This is a genomic window from Paenibacillus sp. FSL R5-0473, from assembly GCF_038004565.1.
GTDB classification, from domain to species: Bacteria; Bacillota; Bacilli; order Paenibacillales; family Paenibacillaceae; genus Paenibacillus; species Paenibacillus amylolyticus.
Genome location: NZ_JBBORL010000001.1, coordinates 637,193 through 656,987 on the forward strand (window position 1 = coordinate 637,193; position 19,795 = coordinate 656,987).

The 19,795-nt window shown below is 45.9% G+C and carries 14 protein-coding genes; 13 read left to right on the forward strand and 1 reads right to left on the reverse strand.

Features of this window, described 5'->3' with window-relative positions; genetic code table 11:
- Positions 1 to 89: 89 nt before the first annotated feature.
- The 7 genes from MKY28_RS02920 to MKY28_RS02950 all read left to right on the forward strand — a co-directional run bounded on the left by MKY28_RS02920 (position 90) and on the right by MKY28_RS02950 (position 12,498).
- Positions 90 to 3,674, forward strand: a complete 3,585-nt coding sequence (locus MKY28_RS02920; protein ID WP_445670880.1) for a DUF5704 domain-containing protein — start codon at positions 90 to 92, stop codon at positions 3,672 to 3,674.
- Positions 3,675 to 3,846: 172 nt separating this feature from the next.
- Complete coding sequence (gene pulA, locus MKY28_RS02925; protein WP_340934765.1) at positions 3,847 to 5,895, forward strand: type I pullulanase; 2,049 nt, start codon at positions 3,847 to 3,849, stop codon at positions 5,893 to 5,895.
- 483 nt (positions 5,896 to 6,378) lie between these two features.
- Positions 6,379 to 9,255 (forward strand): type I pullulanase, encoded by a 2,877-nt coding sequence (gene pulA / locus MKY28_RS02930; RefSeq protein WP_340934767.1) that lies wholly within the window; start codon positions 6,379 to 6,381, stop codon positions 9,253 to 9,255.
- Between the two features lie 280 nt (positions 9,256 to 9,535).
- Positions 9,536 to 10,165 (forward strand): 50S ribosomal protein L25, encoded by a 630-nt coding sequence (locus MKY28_RS02935; RefSeq protein WP_036674494.1) that lies wholly within the window; start codon positions 9,536 to 9,538, stop codon positions 10,163 to 10,165.
- Between the two features lie 163 nt (positions 10,166 to 10,328).
- Complete coding sequence (locus MKY28_RS02940; protein WP_339195077.1) at positions 10,329 to 10,850, forward strand: hypothetical protein; 522 nt, start codon at positions 10,329 to 10,331, stop codon at positions 10,848 to 10,850.
- Positions 10,851 to 11,121: 271 nt separating this feature from the next.
- Complete coding sequence (locus tag MKY28_RS02945) at positions 11,122 to 12,093, forward strand: helix-turn-helix transcriptional regulator (RefSeq protein WP_076212352.1); 972 nt, start codon at positions 11,122 to 11,124, stop codon at positions 12,091 to 12,093.
- 42 nt (positions 12,094 to 12,135) lie between these two features.
- Entirely contained in the window at positions 12,136 to 12,498 is a 363-nt protein-coding gene (locus MKY28_RS02950) for an HIRAN domain-containing protein (RefSeq protein ID WP_047844030.1), read from the forward strand.
- Positions 12,499 to 12,518: 20 nt separating this feature from the next.
- Here MKY28_RS02950 and MKY28_RS02955 read toward each other — a convergent pair whose 3' ends face one another.
- A complete protein-coding gene (locus MKY28_RS02955) occupies positions 12,519 to 13,622 on the reverse strand; it encodes a glycosyltransferase family 4 protein (protein WP_340934776.1) in 1,104 nt (367 codons plus the stop codon).
- 215 nt (positions 13,623 to 13,837) lie between these two features.
- Between MKY28_RS02955 and MKY28_RS02960 the strand changes: the two genes are divergently transcribed.
- The 6 genes from MKY28_RS02960 (at position 13,838) to msrA (ending at position 19,774) form a co-directional block, all read left to right on the forward strand.
- The gene (locus MKY28_RS02960) at positions 13,838 to 14,149 is read left to right on the forward strand and encodes a DUF3817 domain-containing protein (RefSeq protein WP_036617062.1); all 312 of its coding nucleotides are present in this window, start codon (positions 13,838 to 13,840) and stop codon (positions 14,147 to 14,149) included.
- A gap of 277 nt (positions 14,150 to 14,426) precedes the next feature.
- A complete protein-coding gene (locus tag MKY28_RS02965) occupies positions 14,427 to 15,245 on the forward strand; it encodes a TerC family protein (protein ID WP_036617064.1) in 819 nt (272 codons plus the stop codon).
- Positions 15,246 to 15,747: 502 nt separating this feature from the next.
- Positions 15,748 to 17,211 carry an RtcB family protein gene (locus MKY28_RS02970; RefSeq protein ID WP_340934779.1) on the forward strand — a complete coding sequence of 488 codons (1,464 nt, stop codon included), beginning with the start codon at positions 15,748 to 15,750 and terminating at the stop codon, positions 17,209 to 17,211.
- Positions 17,211 to 18,515, forward strand: coding sequence for an AAA family ATPase (locus tag MKY28_RS02975; RefSeq protein WP_339195067.1), 1,305 nt, complete (start codon positions 17,211 to 17,213; stop codon positions 18,513 to 18,515). The genes MKY28_RS02970 and MKY28_RS02975 overlap by 1 nt, the downstream gene beginning before the upstream one ends.
- A gap of 307 nt (positions 18,516 to 18,822) precedes the next feature.
- Positions 18,823 to 19,080, forward strand: a complete 258-nt coding sequence (locus MKY28_RS02980; RefSeq protein ID WP_062835823.1) for a GlsB/YeaQ/YmgE family stress response membrane protein — start codon at positions 18,823 to 18,825, stop codon at positions 19,078 to 19,080.
- Between the two features lie 178 nt (positions 19,081 to 19,258).
- The gene (gene msrA / locus MKY28_RS02985) at positions 19,259 to 19,774 is read left to right on the forward strand and encodes a peptide-methionine (S)-S-oxide reductase MsrA (protein ID WP_340387270.1); all 516 of its coding nucleotides are present in this window, start codon (positions 19,259 to 19,261) and stop codon (positions 19,772 to 19,774) included.
- The last annotated feature ends 21 nt before the right edge of the window (positions 19,775 to 19,795 follow it).

The following is a 19,795-nucleotide window of genomic DNA, read 5'->3' on the forward strand; positions in this document are numbered from 1 at the left end:
TAATGAAAAAGCTTAATTATTTTTCTACTATTATTTTAGTGAGTATATTTATCTCACAAATATTATTATTGTTAGCTTTGTACTTACCTATGAACGTTGTTCATGCTGCTACAGATGAGTATGGACCTAAATCTATGAAAAACCCTCGGAAGGTTACAATATTAGCCACTCCTACTGTAGGGAGGCCAGGGGTATATTGGTACCAAGTGGATAGCGGACAATTTAGAGCTGACCATGCTGGGGGACCAACTTATGCGAATAATGCAGGGAGTTGTTCCAGTCCATTTCCTGCTGCTACAGAAGTTCCGGATAGTGTAGATTTCAGTAGATGGCCTGCAGAAAACTGGCCTGATTATAATTCCAGACGAGTCGATGACTCAAGTATTTTTAATGTCCGAATCCATGATGTTAATTATCAGGGGAGAGCAGATCAAGATTCATATACTGGTGTGGGAGACCCTACCCCACCTTTTCCTTCAACAATTGTTGCAATAAGAACAATTACTGGAGGGTACCATATACCAACCGAGAAGAGTCCATTCGCAAATGGTGGGCAAACAACGGCGGGCTGTCCTAAATATAATGCTTCTTATTTTACGCCCATGGACATCATCTGGGAAGGTGATCTGGTTGAAGAAAAAGAAATCGATGTAACCCCAGATTCAACCCTTACCATAGGGAAAACCCAGCAGATGGAAGCCAAGGTGAAGACGAAAGGTTATGGTGCGACAGCCTTTGGTGAGGGCATTGACGTATCCCGCAGGGAAGCAGAGATCAAATGGTTTTCTTCTGACGAGACAATTGCGAGTATAGAGTTGAAAACAGGGATGTTAACGGCCGAAAGTCCGGGCACGGTCACTGTGCGTGCAATCTGGAACAATGGTACATATCTGATCTCGGATACAGCCACCATAACCGTTACGTCTGAGCCAGGACTCGTGGTGAATTTGCCGAATGCTTGTAAAGCCAATACAACACCACTACAGGCAGAAGCCGTTCTAACCAAACTGGATCGCTCTGTTCATAAACTGACGGCTCATCCCAAATTGACGTGGCAAAGCTCGAATCCGGCTGTGGCAACAATCGGCGCTGATGGCAAAATCACGACAAAAGGGATCGTGGGTAGCACTACCATCAAAGCTCATTTTCTTGATTCTGCTCAGCAACTGGATGAACAAGGGACTCAGGTGCTTGAAGTGAAGGACTGCACGGATAATGGAGAAGGTGGTAATGATGGTGATCCGGGGGGTGACCCTGCGAACACTTGCCCTGTGACCATCAGCCCACCGAGTAGAGGTACGGTTATTGAAGCATCGGTTATGGACCCGTCTGTTCGGGGTGTGTTGAAGGCAGACGAGCGGGGATCTGAGAAGTTCGATGTTACCCGTGGTATTCCAACTTCGGAAGATCTCTATGCCAATGTTTTAGCCAAGGAATATCTGTTTCAGCACCGTTGGGTTAACATGACAGGAACGGTGACTTACACCGTTAAGGTGAAAAGGGTTTATCATAAAACCTGGACGGTCCCGGGAAGAGCGTCTAGTGGTGAGGGGGATCCAGGAACACCTCCTGAGCCCAAAGAACTTGATGTGCCTGGGGATAAAAATATGCAAGTAACACGGACATATAGCTATTGGCAGATCGATAACCTGGAGGTATACAAGTTAAATGAGGCAAAGGTATCTAACTATGCGCTAGGCGGTTATGGTGACACCGTGACCCTTATGCCCAATGCATATACACCACCGACTTTGCAATCGGCTATGGATACTGCGGTTACCAATCATGTGAAACCTGCGCCATGTCGAGAAATTGATCTTGGCATCAAAGGGGTTCCTGGTGGTTCGGATGAACCGCCTATGCCAGATGAGACATCATTGTTTCAATCCAAAGCTGAAGCGGAGGTTAGAGAGAACACCGTTAATAACGACAAGGTAACCTTTAATGGAGCGACAATTATGGATCCTGCCCCGGTGGAAAAAACAGCTCCAAGACCTGGGACGATCCCCCAGCCTGGCATGATCGGAGACGATGTTCTGTACCAGAACCGTCTGACAATCAAAAACACATTGATGAACAAAGCTAACCAGCCAACCACGGGTGAGATAACGTATGGACTGCTCCCTGGTAATGTTAACGGAGGTCAGGATCAGAAGTTCCCCATTCTGGACATCAACTCGGTGACAGTACATACTCCAGTTGTGAACTATGCCTGGGTGTCAGATGATCAGCCGCATAACCAGAAGACCACGCCTGATCCGACAAGAGCTGCACTTATTTTAGAGCGTCCGTTTATTGTACGCATCCCAACTTCAGGGCAGCATCTGGATGTAGCGAGTTACCCTGGTTATGGAAACCATGATTATGCGAAATATTTCCGGATCAAACAGGTTCGTTTCCCATTTGATGTCTATAACGGTGCCAGAAGTCAGTTTATTCCGGCCATGACATGGGTGGATATTCCGGTAAATCAGTTGGACACTCCTTTTTATCTTCCTGTATGGGTAGATGAAGGGAATTACCAGATCGAGTTTCGAAATATCGCCGAAAATGCACCTGCAAACTTCACAGAACAACAGGATGCGAACACCAATCTGACCCATCATGTCGCAGCAGATACCGTTGCTGTAGAGGTTATCGGACGATTGTATGATTTTCACATCACCGATATTTCAGACTACAACTGGGAGAACGTGTTCCGTAAGCGGATGGGCAGCCCCGAACCAACGGGTGTGAGCTACTGGACCGGAGGAAACGGTATTGACGGAGATCCCCGAGGTAATTTGGCTCCCTATGTCCTGCCTATTCGTCCCGGTAGTCATCCGGTACAGGGGTTCCGAAATGCTGCAGTGAAGACGGGTTACCATTTCAAGTTTGATCTGAAAACCAAGGGTAATATGTTTGGGAAACAGGATGGTATCCGAATCACGCCGACGTTCTCTTTTGTGAGTAAAGATGGCACCACCCGGCAAGAAGTGGATTTATACTACCATCGAGGACAGGAACGACTCATTCGTATCGGATCGGTACAAGATTTAGAAAAACGCTTTGTTGTGCTGAACTCACGGTTGCGGAATGTCGAAAGTACGGAGTTAGGTGATACAGCGCGTTATCAGTATACCTATGAACTGTCAGCGGAGGAACGCAATCAGGGTACAATGACGGAACATATGGTTCGTTTCGTGGATCAGACCTCTCATCATAAAACGTGGGTAGGTCGTTATGACTGGATGATTCTTCCTTCACAGATCCGTACACTCATTGGCCCAAAAACAGATATTCCCTCCAGTGTTAATGTGGATCGGGCGAATGCAGCGATTCAGCGCTGGTATGGGGAATATAGCTTGCCAGCAGATGTATATGCAGTACCCAAAGGAACCGATCTCGAGTCACTTGCCAGACAAAACCAGTTGGATGAGAAGACAATGGTATTTCTGAGGGACGGTTACATTGTGGTTAACTTCAATATCGAAACATTGCGCAGTGGCAATACGAATGCACCGCATCTGCAATATATTTATGCACCGTTGATGAATCAATGGCAAATGGAAGGTTTTGATAACAGCCCGGTAGATGGTCAGGGGAGAAGCTGGCCGATGCAAGATGGGGACGTGGTTTTGTACCATGCGGATCAATCCAGCCGGAATGATTTCCAATCCCAGGTACCACATTAGAGAGATATCGTTTTACCCATAAAGAAGGCAGGCGTCATGTGAATCTACATGACATTTGTCTTCTTTTTGTGTAATTCGGATTATGGTTGGGCAGCGGAACGGGTATAAAGGGTAAAGAGCACTCGTACCATCCATATTCATCAATTTTCTCAACGAGAGGGGAACAACACACATGATTGAAGAGGATAAGCAGGAACTATTGATTTCAGAAGATACATACCAAGGAAGAGATTTAGGTGTCACATTAGAAGCACAAACCTGTCACTTCAAAGTCTGGTCACAGTTAGCTGTTCAGATGGAACTACTTCTGTACCCACCTTTGACAGGGGGGAGCCCGGAGGAAGAGCCCAATCAACGGAAACAGCAGGCGCTACCTATGCAAAAGAAAGAACAAGGCATCTGGGTTCTGGAACTGGAGGGTGATTTAAGTAGCTACCGTTACATGTACAAGCCTACTTTCGAAGATGGACATTCAACTACTGCTGTAGATCCCTACGCACAAGCAGTGACCATGAATGGAGAAATGGGTGTAATTGTGAGACTGGAGCAGACACATCCGAAGGGATGGAGTGAGGATATTCGCCCGGAATTGACCAGTTCTGTAGATGCAGTCCTGTACGAACTGCATGTACGTGATTTTTCCATTCACCCATCATCTGGTATAACGAATAAAGGCAAATACATGGCTTTTACCGAGACGGGTCTGCGTGATTCGGAGGGCAACACACTGGGGATCGATCATTTGGTTGAACTCGGGATTACCCATGTGCATCTGCTCCCAGTATTTGATTTTGCGACGGTGGATGAATCCAGGGTGGATGGTGATACGTCTGATGCCTCCAACTATAACTGGGGATATGATCCGCTCCATTACAATGTACCGGAAGGTTCCTATGCATCACGTGCAGATGATCCGGAGACACGAATTCGTGAGTTCAAATCCATGGTGCTTGCCCTTCATAACAAGGGAATAGGTGTCATTATGGATGTGGTATATAATCATACGTTTGATACGGCAGGCAGCTCTTTTGAGAAACTTGTACCAGGATACTACTATCGTCAAAACGCCGATGGGACCTATAGCAATGGTTCAGGTACGGGCAATGAGGTGGCTACTGAACGCACCATGGTTCGTAAGTTTATCATCGACTCGGTCCGTTACTGGGCAGAGGAGTACCATGTGGACGGTTTTCGATTTGACCTGATGGGTCTGATCGACACAACTACGATGAAACAGCTTGCAGCGGAGTTGCACACCGAAGTGTCACCTTCCATATTGTTATATGGTGAACCATGGGGCGCACTGGATTCGCCGCTTGGAGATGATATGACCCTAAAAGGAACGCAGCGCGGGGCGGGTTTTGCTGTGTTTAACGATAATTTTCGCGGAGTGATCAAGGGAGACAGCGATGGCATGGGTACGGGATTTGCGACGGGCGCGGACGGGAAAGAAGACGAATTGTGGACTGGCGTCCGGGGAGCCATTCAGGATTTTACGGATGGTCCATCCGAGACGATTAACTATGTAACGGTTCACGATAATCTCAACCTGTGGGACAAAGTCGCACGTACACAAGGACTCCACGATACCTTGAATTTCCTCACCTATGACGAGGATGGAAGTATTCGTGGATGCCAGAGTGTGGAAGAGGCCGTAGAGAAGGCTAAGCCGTACCTGCAGATCGATCCGGAACACATTCTGGAGAATGAGACCGTTAGGCGTTGTCTGCTTGCCATTGGTATTGTTCTAACCTCCCAGGGTGTTCCCCTGATCGCGGCTGGAGATGAGCTGCTTCGCAGCAAATATGGGGATGCCAACAGCCATCAGAGTGGAGACGTGGTCAATGCCATACATTGGGAGCAAAAGCAGCTGTTCAAGCTGGTGTTTGACTATTATCGTGGGCTGATCCTTCTTCGGCGAGAACATCCAGCCTTTCGGCTTCGTACACGGGAAGAGATCGAGAAGCATGTTCGTCTAATAGAAAAAGGCAATGGGCTGTTAGCCTATGAACTGAACGGTACAGCAGCCAGCGATTCTTGGGAACGTATTGTTGTCATCTATAACGCGGCAAAAGAAAACCGTGACATCTCTGTCCCCACAGAGACATGGAATGTGATTGTAGAAAAAGGACAAGCAGGCGTTGATACGATACGCACCATACAGGACGGAAAGGTAAATGTGAATGCGATATCCCTAACGGTGATGTATTCGAATTCCTAATGAACGCAATGCTTGCCAAGAATTGAAGGGTACCAACAAACCATTAGTAAAATCGCTAACAAGGCCACGTTCTAGATATCCAATCAAATCTAATCAAATAAATTGAGATAAAACAAATCCCCCTTTCCCGTAAGAAAGGGGGATTTGTTGATGCGTCAGAAACCAATGCCTTGGTCGCAGGGCTATACATCGTCATGTCCGGAGCCTTTTTATGCTGTGCACCTGTTGGTGCATTTTAATCTCAACCAAATGACATCCTGCAATTTATTCTTGTATATTCCAAACTTTTTTTGTCAGGACAGGTACAAATGCTGTCAATCTATGGCGCTTGTTTTCATATCCTATATTTTGAAAGCGATTGCTAATTGAATACGCAAATTGAACCGATATGATGAGTACAGACAACCCCGGGTTGACAAAACACGTCCCGCTCCGTAACATCGGGACAACACGAAATCAATGGATATAAAGGCGGTGGGAACGATGCCGGAATGGACTTCTTTTTGTTACGAAGGCAACGATCTTGGCTTAACATATACTCGTGCTGCAAGTACTTTTAAATTGTGGGCACCTACGGCACAACAGGTTTATATATTGATTTTTGACGATGAAGGTCATTACAACGATAGTGGCAAAGTACATGATCATGAAGGTGGACAGGAACATTTCATGACACGTGATGCGGACGGAATATGGAGTCTGAAGCTCAGCGGCGATTGGGCAGGATATTATTATATGTACCGAATTATTCATGATAATCAGCAGATTGAAGTGGCTGTTGATCCTTATGCCAGAGCGGTAACGGCTAATGGGCAACGAACGGCTATTATAGATCCGGAGACCACCAATCCGGTCGATTGGGACCTGGATGTCAAACCTGCTTTTCTGCGTCCTGTTGATGCCGTGTTATATGAGTTGCATGTCCGTGATTTCTCCTCAGACCCACATGCAGATATTCCGTATAAGGGAAAATATCTGGCATTCACGGCTTCCGGTCTGACGGATAGAGCAGGCAATAGTATTGGCGTAGACCATCTTGCCGAACTGGGAGTTACTCATGTACATCTTCTGCCTGTGGCGGATTATCAGACGGTGAATGAACTTGCTACTGCAGAAGTGGGTTCAAATGTCAGAGCACCATACAACTGGGGGTATGATCCCCAGCATTATAACGTTCCCGAAGGTTCGTATGCTACCGACCCTCGTGATCCTGCAGTTCGAATTCGGGAGCTCAAATCACTCGTTCAATCGCTGCACAGACAAGGCATTCGCGTTGTACTTGATGTTGTCTATAATCACACGTATAGCGTGGAAGAGGGACCTTTTGAACGGATTGTACCAGGCTATTATTACCGTTATCGGGAGGATGGCACCCTCAGTAATGGTTCTGGTGTAGGCAATGAATTGGCGACAGAACGTCCAATGGTGCGAAAATATATTCTGGATTCTCTCCGATATTGGGCAGAAGAATATCATGTGGACGGATTTCGATTTGACCTCATGGCCCTGATTGATACGGAAACGATGAATGAATTGACACGTGAATTGAAGGAACAGATCGATCCGGCGTTTCTGATCTATGGGGAACCCTGGATGGGTGGAGATTCACCTTTGGACCGTAAAACATTAAAAGGAACCCAGCGAGGTCAGGGGTTTGCAGTATTTAATGATCATTTTCGCAGTGCAATCAAGGGCGATAGTGATGGCAGTGGCAGAGGGTTTGTTACGGGTGCCGGAGGGCAGGAATATGAGCTTATTAGGGGATTAGCAGGAGCATTGGATGATTTCACATCTTCACCTGTGGAGGTTGTCAATTATGTAACTGCCCATGACAATCTCAATCTGTGGGATAAAATTGCGACAACGATGAACCTTAGACAGGAATTAGGGTTTCCCGTATGGAAGGACGGACAGCCCGTGGGTGGAGGGAGTGCTGAGTCCGCGGTAAAAGCAGCAGATCCTTATCGGTATGTGGATGCAGATGATGTTTTGAATCATGAGATGGTTCGTCGCTCTTTACTGTCTTCCGGTATTCTGCTTACATCTCAGGGAATTCCGTTTCTGCATTCAGGGGATGAGATGCTCAGATCCAAAGCCGGTGATCATAACAGTTATCGGAGCGGGGATGCGGTGAACGCCATCACATGGGCCAACAAATCACGGTTTAGACCAGTGTTCGACTACTATCGTGGTCTTATTCATTTGCGGCGAACACATCCCGCTTTTCGTATGATTGATGCTGAACAGGTACGAAATCACCTACGTGTGATTCGTGCGGATGGCAATGTAGTTGCCTTTATACTTCAGAATGGTGCGAATCAGGACACCTGGAATCAGATTATGGTCATCTATAACGGAACAGAACATGAGCAGCATGTTGACCTGGGGGAAGGGGACTGGCATGTTGTAGTCAATGATCATCAGGCAGGCACAGACGTGATCAAGACTGTTCGTGGTACTGTTCAGGTAGAACGATGGTCCTTAATGGTACTGTATGACACAGAGCATGCTGGAGGCGCTGAACCATCAACAGTGGAGATTAGTTTTCCTCGCCACGTATATAGTCCGAAGGAGACTACTCAACTGCGAGCGATCGTACGGGACAGTATTGGCAATGTGGTGGAAAAAGCGCCAGTTACCTGGACTTCTTCTGATCCGGATATTATTCAGATCCAGCCTGATGGAACAATCCATGCACTGGAACGAGGAGAAGCTTCGATTACAGTGCACTGTGGGGACATAACGGCAAGTTGTATGTTACAAGTGGATTATCGTCATGCTGAACGAATTGAAATTGTGGGTGAACCTGTCATGTACATGACTCGAATCAGTCGCTTCCGTGCCTTGGTTCTGGATCAATTTGGTCAGCCGCTTCAGGATTCGAATATACGCTGGAGCTCTTCTCATCCAGAACTTGCAGCGGTGAGTGCAGCAGGGATCGTACGTGCGATGACACCTGGATTAACCCATATTATTGCTGAGGCTGGAGGAATCCGGGCAACGCTTGGCGTAACGATTCATAAACAGATTTCGCGAACCGTCACGCTTCGATACGAACGGGAAGACCAGCATTATGAAGGTTGGGATGTCTGGGTATGGGGCACAGGTATGGAGGACGGAGCAGTACGGCTGGAACAAGTCGGTAATGCCGCCGAAGCCCGCTTCCGCGTTGCTCCGGGTCTGCATCACCTGGGATTGATCATTCGATTGAACGAATGGGAAGCTAAAGATACGTGCGGGGACCGTTACGTGGACATTGTACCTGAAGACGGGGATGTACACATTATTGTCCGTAGCGGATCAGACGAGATGCAGATCATTCGTGAAAGCGAAAAAACAGAGGATCGTAATAGCGCATAGTTTCTTTATGTATAACTTTAAATGTAGTTCGTCAAAACCTTGATAAATCAGCAGTTGGAAGAGATTCCGACTGCTTTTTTGGTCTGATTATATGCCTTATAACTTGCCAAAAAATAATTAATTGTCCTGTTTCGTGTTTGAGATCCTCTATCATTGGGGTAAATATAGATATGGCCCACGATTCGGCCAAAGGAAAAAAGACCATTATGGTCTATGAGATAAGCCTCAGTGCTTTCCAACAAATATAATGTAGTGATCCCTTGAAGGAGGATGTTCAATCATGAAATCCAACGGAAAAATGGCTCAACTTACAGCAACGCCAAGAACGGAAAAGAAAGGTGCAGCACTGCGCCTGTTAAGACAAGGCGGACGAGTTCCCGCAGTCGTTTACGGCCCGGGACTTGAAGGTGCTTCAATACATGTAGATGAAAAAGAAATGCTGAAAGTGGCACGCACAGGCCGCTCCGAAATGTTCAACCTGAATGTGGAGGGCGGTAAAACGCTTCCGGTGCTGATCAAGGATCAGCAAGAGCGTAACGGACGTTTGTTGCACGTAGACTTTTTGCAAATTTCCAAGAACAAGCCGATTAGCGTAAGTGTATCGATCGACTTCCAGGGTACAGCGGCCGGCTCGAAAGCTGGCGGTGTATTCCAGACACAGGAGACACAGCTGGAAGTAGAAGGATTGCCTGCGGATCTGCCAACGTCCATTGAGGTGGATGTCAGTGGATTGGACATTGGTGATCGTTTGACTGCTGCGGATATCAAACTCGATAAAGGTTTGACACTCGTAACATCACCTGAATCCATCATTGCGTCCGTCATGCCGCCACAAGCCGCTGAGGAAGAGCCAACAGCATCTGCTGAGGAAGCTGAACCGGCAGCTGAAGAAAAAGCTACAGAAGAATAAACCAAGCTACGGGATCTTGCCAGATCTCATGCTTAACCAGAGCCCAGTCCTAGTGACTGGGCTTTTTTTGCTGAGCAAGAGAGTTCAATAGGCACATCGTTCGCATGAAAAATGAGAATGTACTACAATACATGTTAAAGGGTAAGAAAGTAGGTTTAATTCAATGTTTGATCCAACAGTGTATGACAATCTGAAAGTCGGGTTTGAGAATTATCTCTATGATATGGATAACCTGGACGAACGTATTCAGATTACGGGGCGTAAAGATCGGCTGGAGATGGCAGTGATGTCCAGAGAGTTCACATTACAATTTTGTCTCAGGGATCGTCCGGAAGTAACAGGCGAGGTTGTGTTAAGTAGTTCCCTAAATGAGCTCGCAGCGGAGATCCTGGAGACGCCTGGCGCTCATCCAGGTTGTCGTTTGGAAATCCGGTTTGGCATGGTTATGAAAGAGCCTGAGAGGCAGTGCCCAGCCATTCGTTCGATATTACAGGAGAGCTGGCCTGAGCAGAGGATATGCCAGACTATCCAGTATATCTTTGATGAACAGCCAATCATTTATAACGTCATGGCTCACGTTTGTTTTGACCGCAGTGTGAATGAAGACCAGATGGGGGACATTGCTGAACTCTGTGAGCATATGGCAAATGTGATGAATCAATTATTACAGTTGCATAACCAGTAATTCCGAGAAAAGCCTTGTCTCTTTGTGGAGATCAGGGCTTTTTTGTATTATTTTTAGAAAATTGTATAGGCTTTCAGGCTTAGGTTTAAGGTCTTTTGGGTTAATGTTTTACGCAAGCGAGTAAGAGAATGTATATTAAAAGGGGGTAAGAGTGCAATTGGACTATACAAAAATGGTGAAATTGCGAAAATAATATTGGGACTAAAGATTTAGTTCTGTACTAAAGGAACTAGTTTTCCTTGCCGATAAAATATCGAAGGGGAGAAACTACATGACAGAGAAATTAATTCGTCTGCTGCGTATACTTCAGGCTATACAAGCAAATCCTGGAATTTCGGCCAAGGAATTGGCGCTGAAATGCGGTACGACTGTACGCACGATTTATCGTGATCTCCGGATTTTGGATAGGGTCGCCCCGATTATGAATGAAGGATACGGCAAAGGTTACCGATTTATTGGTGAGTTTGCGATGTATCCATTAGATTTTACTGAACAGGAAGCAATGGTTTTCTCCTTGCTCCCGTCCGTAGTTGATACCTCCAAGTTACCTGCTGAGTTTGATTCAGCGTTTGACAAGGTTATGTCGGCTCATACCAAATTAAAATCAAGAAACAGTGACATTGTAGAGAATATTGCGGGAATTATTCGGATGGGCACGCCAGCTTATCGCGAGGAAGGAAAAGACCCTAATTTGCTGATTCCCATTATCGAATCTATTCTAAGCCAGCAAACCATTCGTACTCAATATCATACGCTGACAAGAAATGAGATCACAGTCCGGGATATCGATCCCTATTATCTCATTCCACGTGATCAACGTTTTTATTTGATTGGATACTGCCATTTGCTGCAGAAAGTTCGATTGTTTCGGATCAGCCGTTTTTTGGATGTGACACGAACAAATGCCGGTTTCGACAAGGGTGATTTCAACATAACGCAGTATATGAAGAACACATGGTCTATTGACCGTGGCGACGAAAATATCCATTTCAAGGTAAGATTCTCTGAGAAAGTGGCCCCCTACATAAAAGAAGAAGAAATGTTTGTTCGCCCGCGAATGACGAATATGTCCGATGGGGGATTGTTATTTGAAGTGACACTGAATAGCAGCAGAGAATTTTTGAAATGGTTGTATCAATTTGGACCCGAGGCAGAGGTACTTGAACCTCGTGAGTTCCGTAGAGAGATACGCAGGCAACTTGTCGAGTGGTTGGAACATTATGAAACCGATGTATCTTTGTAAAAATTTTAATCATGGAGAAGTACAGGAAAAGGAGCAGGTAATATGAGCACCAAATTATTCGCAGCTATGTATGGGATGGATCACTACCATGGAGTACAGGCTCTACATGTGGGGGATACCGTGTATCTCGTCAAAGATCCAGATAATCGTTTGGATCATCAAGCAATAAAGGTTGTTATCCCCCCGATTGGAGCCGTAGGTTATATCGTTAATGATCCCCTGATCGTACCTCATGGATGTTGGGCCGGGACGGCATTCTACGATGTATTTCATCAACTCACGTGTGCCAAAGTACGATTCATGATGAGAGATATGGTGATTATGGAGTTAATTGAGATGAGTCACATTCCTGTTCCGCAGATGGATTCTTTGATTAAGGGATGGCAATTTCGTGAAAAAGCTTGATCATCGTAACAAAAGAAGGCTCATTTACGGATGAGCCTGGTATAGGTCGCTTCCAGATGCATGGCTGTTCTTGCCCAACTGAAATATGCCCTTGCGCTGTCTCGGCCAGCCTTTCCTAACTTCTCGGCAAAAGTGGGATTGCTTGCAAGTTTGTACAGGTAAGAGGTGAAACGTTGAGGACGCTTATAAGCAGTGACAAGGTATCCATTGATACCTGATTCAATAATCTCGCGAATACCTCCGTTATCCGAAGCAATAACGGGTAATCCTGAAGCCATCGCCTCAACATTAACCAGGCCAAAAGCTTCATGTTCTTGAGACGGACAGACCAGACAATCGACTGCCCGATACAACTGATCGATATGCTCATGGTTTATCTGACCACGGAAGGAAACATGGACCTTATGTTTTTGGGCAAGTTCGCGAAGTTTACGCATGTAATACGGAGGTCCTTTGCCTGCAACAACCAGTTGAACAGATACCTGTTGCTGAAGGAGGGCAGTCGCACGAATTAATACGTCTACACCTTTTCCAGGGATCAGCCTGCCGACATACAGAATAGAGAATGGTTTAGTTACTCCAAATTGTGTACGCAGATGAATCTGTTCTTCGCTGGATTCAACAGGTCTGAAGCGGCTTAGATCTGCACCCAATGGAACAACACTCATCCGGTGTTTTACCAACGGAAATCTGCGGCCTAACCTTTGTCGCAGGGAATGACTGTTGACGGCAATCCAATCAGCTTTTTTCATTAATGTGAGTTTGGAAGGCCCGGGCTGAGCAAACGTTAATGAGTGAAGATAGAGTACAACGGGAGTGCGTGGAAAAGCTCGTTTGATGGTAGCCATACTTCGTGGCCTGTTATCCACTTGAATTACATCGTAGGGTTGTTGGGATAACAAACGTATGACTGCTTTGATGTACATGACAGGACTCGTTGCAGGGATACGTTGAAAAGTGATCCCATCGATCTGTTCTGTGGCGGCGAGACCTTGCATTTGACGACTTATAATGGTCACCTGATGGCGATGAGCTAGTTCACGAGCGATGCCCAGGATACAGATTTCCACGGAACCATTACCGGGCAAAGGCAATTTCTCGGGTGCAACCATAGCTATTTTCATGATCCGGCTCCTTCTTGTCCGACATCTGTAACAATCTTCGTCATATATCTTATGAGAAGCTGAAGCATTTGGCTCCTGCGAAATGGTAGGTGAGCCAACCATATAAGCGTGCAGGAATAATCTGCTACATGGCATTAAGCGAGATATTCAGCTTTTGTGATATACTGTACGGGAACAATTGAATTCGTTACATGTATAAAAGCAGGAGGAAAATAATGTTACATTCTACGCTGGGGCGCTTCCGGCTGATGTTGTGGTTGCAGGGCATTTCGTACGTGTTGTTACTGTTTGTTGCTTTTCCGTTGAGAGATGCCGGGGTTATGCCACAGGCTGTCACATGGTTTGGGAATCTGTACGGTTTTTTGTTTTTAATGTATTTGTTATTTATGGTGACTATGTACACCTCACAGAAATGGCGTCTGCGCCGTCCAATTGCTCTGTTCTTTGTTTCTTTCATTCCACTGGGGAATATGATCTACGATGTTGTCGTATTCCGTAAGTTGTATCGTCAGCTAAATAAAGCTTGACTTTATTTAACGTTATGAAATATGATGAGTACAGGTTAAACAACCCGTTCCAACTAAAACTACATATTCCTGTTAAAGGGGAGTAGCTTTTACAGTAAAGTCGTCAGTTCGGGATTATATCCCCGGCTTTATTGGCAGCAATTTTGTTGTTAGCGAGACCTTTACCAAGTTTTCATGCTCGGTAAAGGTCTCTTTTTGTGGATATAAAAGGACCTTACCAGTGATGGTAAAGGTCCTTTTTTTTGTACATCATAAGAATATTAAGGAGGAGTCAATTTTGGATGTTTCATTATTATTAGAATATGGGTGGGTGCTTGCTGTCTTAGTGGTCCTTGAAGGATTACTCGCAGCAGATAATGCATTGGTACTCGCAATCATGGTTAAACACTTGCCTGAAGATAAGCGCAAAAAAGCGTTGTTCTACGGTCTGATGGGTGCATTTGTTTTCCGTTTAGGTTCATTGTTCCTGATCTCTTTCCTCGTCGATGTATGGCAGGTGCAAGCGATCGGTGCCCTGTATCTCCTGTACATTTCGATTAACCATATCGTTAAAAAGATACTGGGTAGTCGTAATAAGACAGATGAAGCAGCTGATTCAACGCCTAAGAAACCGAAAAAACAATCCGGTTTCTGGATGACCGTTTTCAAGGTCGAAGTAGCGGATATCGCATTTGCAGTTGATTCCATTCTGGCTGCTGTTGCTTTGGCCGTGGCGTTGCCACCAAGTGGATTGCCTCCAATTGGCGGACTCGACGGTGGACAGTTTATCGTTATCTTCCTCGGTGGATTCATCGGGCTTGTGATCATGCGTTTTGCAGCCTCATACTTTGTGAAATTGCTTCATTCCCGTCCAGGACTTGAAGTTGCGGCATTTGTAATCGTAGGTTGGGTAGGGGTTAAGCTGGCAGTTATTACACTCGCACACCCTTCATTGGGTGTTCTGGATGAGCATTTCCCGGAAAATAAAATTTGGAAATTCGGATTCTATATTGTACTGATCACCATTGCGGTATGTGGTTGGTTCCTGTCTTCCAAAGTTCCTGAAAAAGAAGACGAAAATCCGGTTGAAGAGTTGGAAAAACAAGCAGGACTGTAATAATCATGTTACGCTAACAACATCATTATTATTTGGAAAACAGGAGATTGTCCTAGGACAATCTCCTGTTTTTGTTTACATATGCAATCTACACCATGGACAATTTCCAAGAAAAGGGTTGACACATGAATTCTAGTCCCCTTAATATAAGACTAACATTAACGAAGGGAGGCCGAGAGACATGATGCTTGGTTATGATTTGATTCAAACAGGGCGTAACGTAGACACAATAGCATATCCGGCTCATCGTTTCATTGGCCTCATACGGTCGACATAGGGGATAGGCATATCGTTTAGCAGGTTTTATAATCGATATGCGTTCTTCGCTTATATTATAGCGATGGATGACAGACACACAGCATGTTTATGCTGTTCTGTTCTCCGTTATTGTCATTCAGTAGAAGTCATGGGCGACTAGCCTATGGCTTTTTTTAATATTTATTTTACAGATGAATCAGCAAACCGAATTTGCTGAACGTACAGGAAGGAATAATACACTTTTATGAATACAGAATTTAATTTATTTACTAATCCAAATGAAATCGCAGGTGCCTACCGGCATGAAGTAAAATTGCCTGCAGGTGATCTAACCGTATATGCGGCGCAACAACTCTTCTCCTCGCTCGATTACAAGGTATTCGAGATGGCAAACAATAATCTGCAGATTCCGGGAATCTCTTATATGAGTTACACGCCAGACGTACACGTCGGTGTAGGTACGTGCATTGGAACGACAGCCGTGTGGCATGCACAGAGCGGATACGTTTCTCCCTCCATCGTGGGCAGTGACATCGGCTGTGGCATGCGAGTGCATATGACAAACTTGCACAAGGACGAATTGAAAGACATCAAGCTTCGCCGCAAACTCGTCAAGGCCATTGAGAAGGTGTTGCCGATGGAGGCGAACCAGCGAGGTCATTACTCGGATATCAGACTGGAGCATATTGTTCGTAAAGGCCTGCATGGTTTACCCAAAAAGTATATTCCAGACAGCTATACACCGAAAAAATCAACCGCGATGACACATGTGGAAAGCAGCAAGTTCAGTTACGATGAGGATGTGTTAAACCACGTTCCTGATATGACATGGCACCGTTCGCATCGTCAGCTCGGAACACTGGGTGGGGGGAATCATTTTGCCGAGATCCAGGCGATTGAGATCGCTGAAGAGAATCGTGAAATCGCCGAAGCTTGGGGATTGTATGATGGACAGGTCGTGGTCATGATTCATTCCGGCTCTCGTGCATGGGGTGGGTATGTAAGCCAGACGAGTTCGTCAGCGATTGCCAAAGTCATGCAGCGGCTTAACCTGGGTACATCCGATCCGAGACTGGTATTTGCTCCACTTGAGCATGCGGAAGGTCGTCATTATGTGAACATGATGTATTCTGCATTGAATTACGCTGTTGTCAATCGTCACCTGATTGCGTATGCTATTCGCGAAGCATTCCGGGATGTGTTTGGCTCCAAATGTGAATTTCGTACGTTATACGATCTGATGCACAACTATGCCTGGGAGGAATCTCACGCAGACCAAGGTTCCGTTTTTGTGCATCGCAAAGGGGCGACACGTGCGTTGCCGGCAGGTCATCCGGACAATCCAAAGCCCTATCTGGCAACAGGGCATCCGGCGCTTATTCCCGGTTCCATGGGAACTGCTTCATATATCATGGTAGGTCAGCCACAGGGTGCTGATAATTATTATTCAATATGTCACGGTGCGGGTCGAATCCGTTCACGGACGGCAACAAAACGATTGATTAGCGTGGAGGATTTTGCTACGGCACTGGGTGTGGGTACAGAAGATGAGATCGTGGTAAATCAACGCTCACTTGAGTCCATTATTGATGAATCACCTCAGGCTTATAAAAATGTAGATGAAATTATAGACAGTGTTACCGGCGCAGGCCTGGCTCAAGTTGTAGCCAAATGCAAACCGCTTGTAGCGGTAAAGGGAGCGAAATAATGACAATAAACGAAAAACAAACAGATCCAACCCAGGCGATCTATACTTATGACGAACAACATGATACCCGAATTCGAGTGGAGGGGTACGCCATCTATTCAAGGCTGATTCGTGGAATCAGTGAGGCACTTCATCAGCGCTATGGAGTTGAGTACAAGCTGTATGCCAGTTCCGACCCGAACAATGAATATTGGGAGTTACTCCGGGAAGACCTGCAAAATGGCAGTGACGAAGTGGAATTGGTCGCCCGTATATTCGAAGATCTGGAGCTTCAGACCTTGCATTACGACGATGATGGAGATGTGCCTACTTATGGTGTGCATTACTCCATTCGCAACAACGTATTTGCTTATCCGAAATGGGGCGTAGCACTTGTGCGGGTTCCATTTTTCAGAGAGAACGGGATCTACAGTGAAGACTTTGTCTTTGCCATCGGTGATGAGGAGATGAAGCAATTTCTGGGAAGTGTCCGGGAACGGGAACGTCAGCAAAATATGAAAAAAGTAACGGTCTACACCGATGCCCGCAATGGCAGCGATCGTCATGTGGAATCCATCACTCGCTCCGTGGGAAGAGAGGATGTTGTTCTTTCGGCACAGATCAAGCAGGATATTTTCCGTTCGCTGGATCAGTTCTTCGAAGCGGATCGTTCCTTCTACAGAGATTATGATATCCCGTACAAACGGGGCATTTTATTGTATGGGCATCCGGGGAATGGCAAGACCACGTTGGTGAAATCCATTGCGGGAAGTATCCCGGGCCCGGCTGCGTATTGGCAGATTACGGAGTATACCAACAGTGAGTCGGTGCGTGAAGTGTTCGAGGCTGCCAAGCGGTTGGCACCGATGGTACTGATCATTGAGGACATCGATTCGATGCCGGATGAAGTCCGTTCCTTTTTCCTGAATACACTGGATGGAGCTACGTCAAAAGAAGGCATTTTCCTGATCGGGACAACGAATTATCCGGAGAAAATAGATCCGGGCCTCATGAACCGTGCTGGACGGTTTGACCGGGCTTATGAAATTCCGTTGCCAGATGAAGCGTTGCGCCTGCAATATTTGCGCCAACGAGGCTTTACCGTATTTGCGGGTGAAGAAGGCACGGTAGAAGCAGCTCGTCTGACCGAAACGTTTTCTCTTGCACAGCTAGGTGAGTTGTATGTGAGCGCTGCGCTGGAATGGCATCAGAATGGACAGACAGACATTGTGAAAGTCATTCAGTCGATGCGTGGCGAGCTGGACAAGAGCCATAAACATACTTGGCTGGCGCAGCCAGGTAAGGGCCGTGCAGGCTTTTATTGATCAGACCTAACCCATCCATCCTATAATATGACGCAATTTTATAAATAATCCTACCTCAATTGGTGATACTAACCTTGTCTGCTCTAACATACAATGACTTTCGGGAGGTACATAACGCAGCCCTGAGCTGGTGAGATGCCGGAAAGTAACGCGAACTGTTCCATACCTGACTAAGGTTGTTTTGCAGAGGAAGATGCATGGGGACAAAAGGTAATATGCAAAAATTTTTATGCCAATTGTTTAAATGCTTCTGTAGCGGTTAATAGTAGACAGACAACAACAAAAACTTTAATTAGAGGTGAATGATATGGGTTGGTTATGGTCATTAATTATCGGTGGTATCATTGGATGGTTGGCAGGTTTGATCGTTGGTCGTGACATTCCAGGTGGTGTTATTGGTAACATCATTGCTGGTTTTATCGGTGGATGGTTAGGTGGAGTAATCTTGGGCGATATGGGTCCTGAGATGGGCGGATTCCACATTGTACCTGCATTGATCGGTGCGATCGTTCTTGTAGCCATCGTAAGCTTGATCTTCCGTTCGATGGGACGTAGTCGCGGGTAACTTAATCAAGATAATTTCTTGAATTAGTTGTCAGCCAAATGCATTACCAATGAAGAGGTTGATTGAGAGCCATAACCATGGCTTTCAATCAACCTCTTGTTGTTTTAAAATATAAGAATGTATGCGTAACTTAGCATCAGTATTCTATAGATAGTTTCGATAAGAGGGGATGAACGGAATGGAAAAAGCTACATTCGCCGGTGGATGTTTCTGGTGTATGGTTACACCGTTTGAAGAACAACCGGGCATTCATGGTATTATATCGGGTTATGCCGGCGGTCACGTCGAGAATCCAACATATGAGCAGGTCAAAACCGGGGAGACCGGTCATGTCGAAGTGGTTGAAATTACATTTGATCCAGATGTATTCCCTTATGAACGACTGCTGGAGCTATACTGGCCGCAGATTGATCCGACGGATGACGGAGGTCAGTTCCAGGATCGGGGGACGCAGTACCGTACGGCAATCTTTGTGCATAATGAACGTCAACGTGAGCTTGCTGAACAGTCCAAACAGGAACTGGCAGCCAGCGGACGATTCACTCAACCCATTGTTACGGAAATTCGGGATGCAGCTATATTCTATCCGGCTGAAGACTATCATCAGGATTACCACAAGAAAAACGAAAAACATTATAAGGAAGACCGTGCGTTATCCGGACGGGACGAATTTATAGACGAGAATTGGAAATAGGATGATATTCTAATTTGCCAA

Coding starts and splice junctions, on each gene's coding strand:
- MKY28_RS02980 (WP_062835823.1), top strand. CDS start 18,823: ATGGGTTGGTTATGGTCATTAATTATCGGTGGTATCATTGGATGGTTG.
- MKY28_RS02960 (WP_036617062.1), top strand. CDS start 13,838: ATGTTACATTCTACGCTGGGGCGCTTCCGGCTGATGTTGTGGTTGCAG.
- msrA (WP_340387270.1), top strand. CDS start 19,259: ATGGAAAAAGCTACATTCGCCGGTGGATGTTTCTGGTGTATGGTTACA.
- MKY28_RS02945 (WP_076212352.1), top strand. CDS start 11,122: ATGACAGAGAAATTAATTCGTCTGCTGCGTATACTTCAGGCTATACAA.
- MKY28_RS02940 (WP_339195077.1), top strand. CDS start 10,329: ATGTTTGATCCAACAGTGTATGACAATCTGAAAGTCGGGTTTGAGAAT.
- pulA (WP_340934765.1), top strand. CDS start 3,847: ATGATTGAAGAGGATAAGCAGGAACTATTGATTTCAGAAGATACATAC.
- MKY28_RS02955 (WP_340934776.1), bottom strand. CDS start 13,622: ATGAAAATAGCTATGGTTGCACCCGAGAAATTGCCTTTGCCCGGTAAT.
- MKY28_RS02935 (WP_036674494.1), top strand. CDS start 9,536: ATGAAATCCAACGGAAAAATGGCTCAACTTACAGCAACGCCAAGAACG.
- MKY28_RS02920 (WP_445670880.1), top strand. CDS start 90: ATGAACGTTGTTCATGCTGCTACAGATGAGTATGGACCTAAATCTATG.
- MKY28_RS02950 (WP_047844030.1), top strand. CDS start 12,136: ATGAGCACCAAATTATTCGCAGCTATGTATGGGATGGATCACTACCAT.
- MKY28_RS02970 (WP_340934779.1), top strand. CDS start 15,748: ATGAATACAGAATTTAATTTATTTACTAATCCAAATGAAATCGCAGGT.
- pulA (WP_340934767.1), top strand. CDS start 6,379: ATGCCGGAATGGACTTCTTTTTGTTACGAAGGCAACGATCTTGGCTTA.
- MKY28_RS02975 (WP_339195067.1), top strand. CDS start 17,211: ATGACAATAAACGAAAAACAAACAGATCCAACCCAGGCGATCTATACT.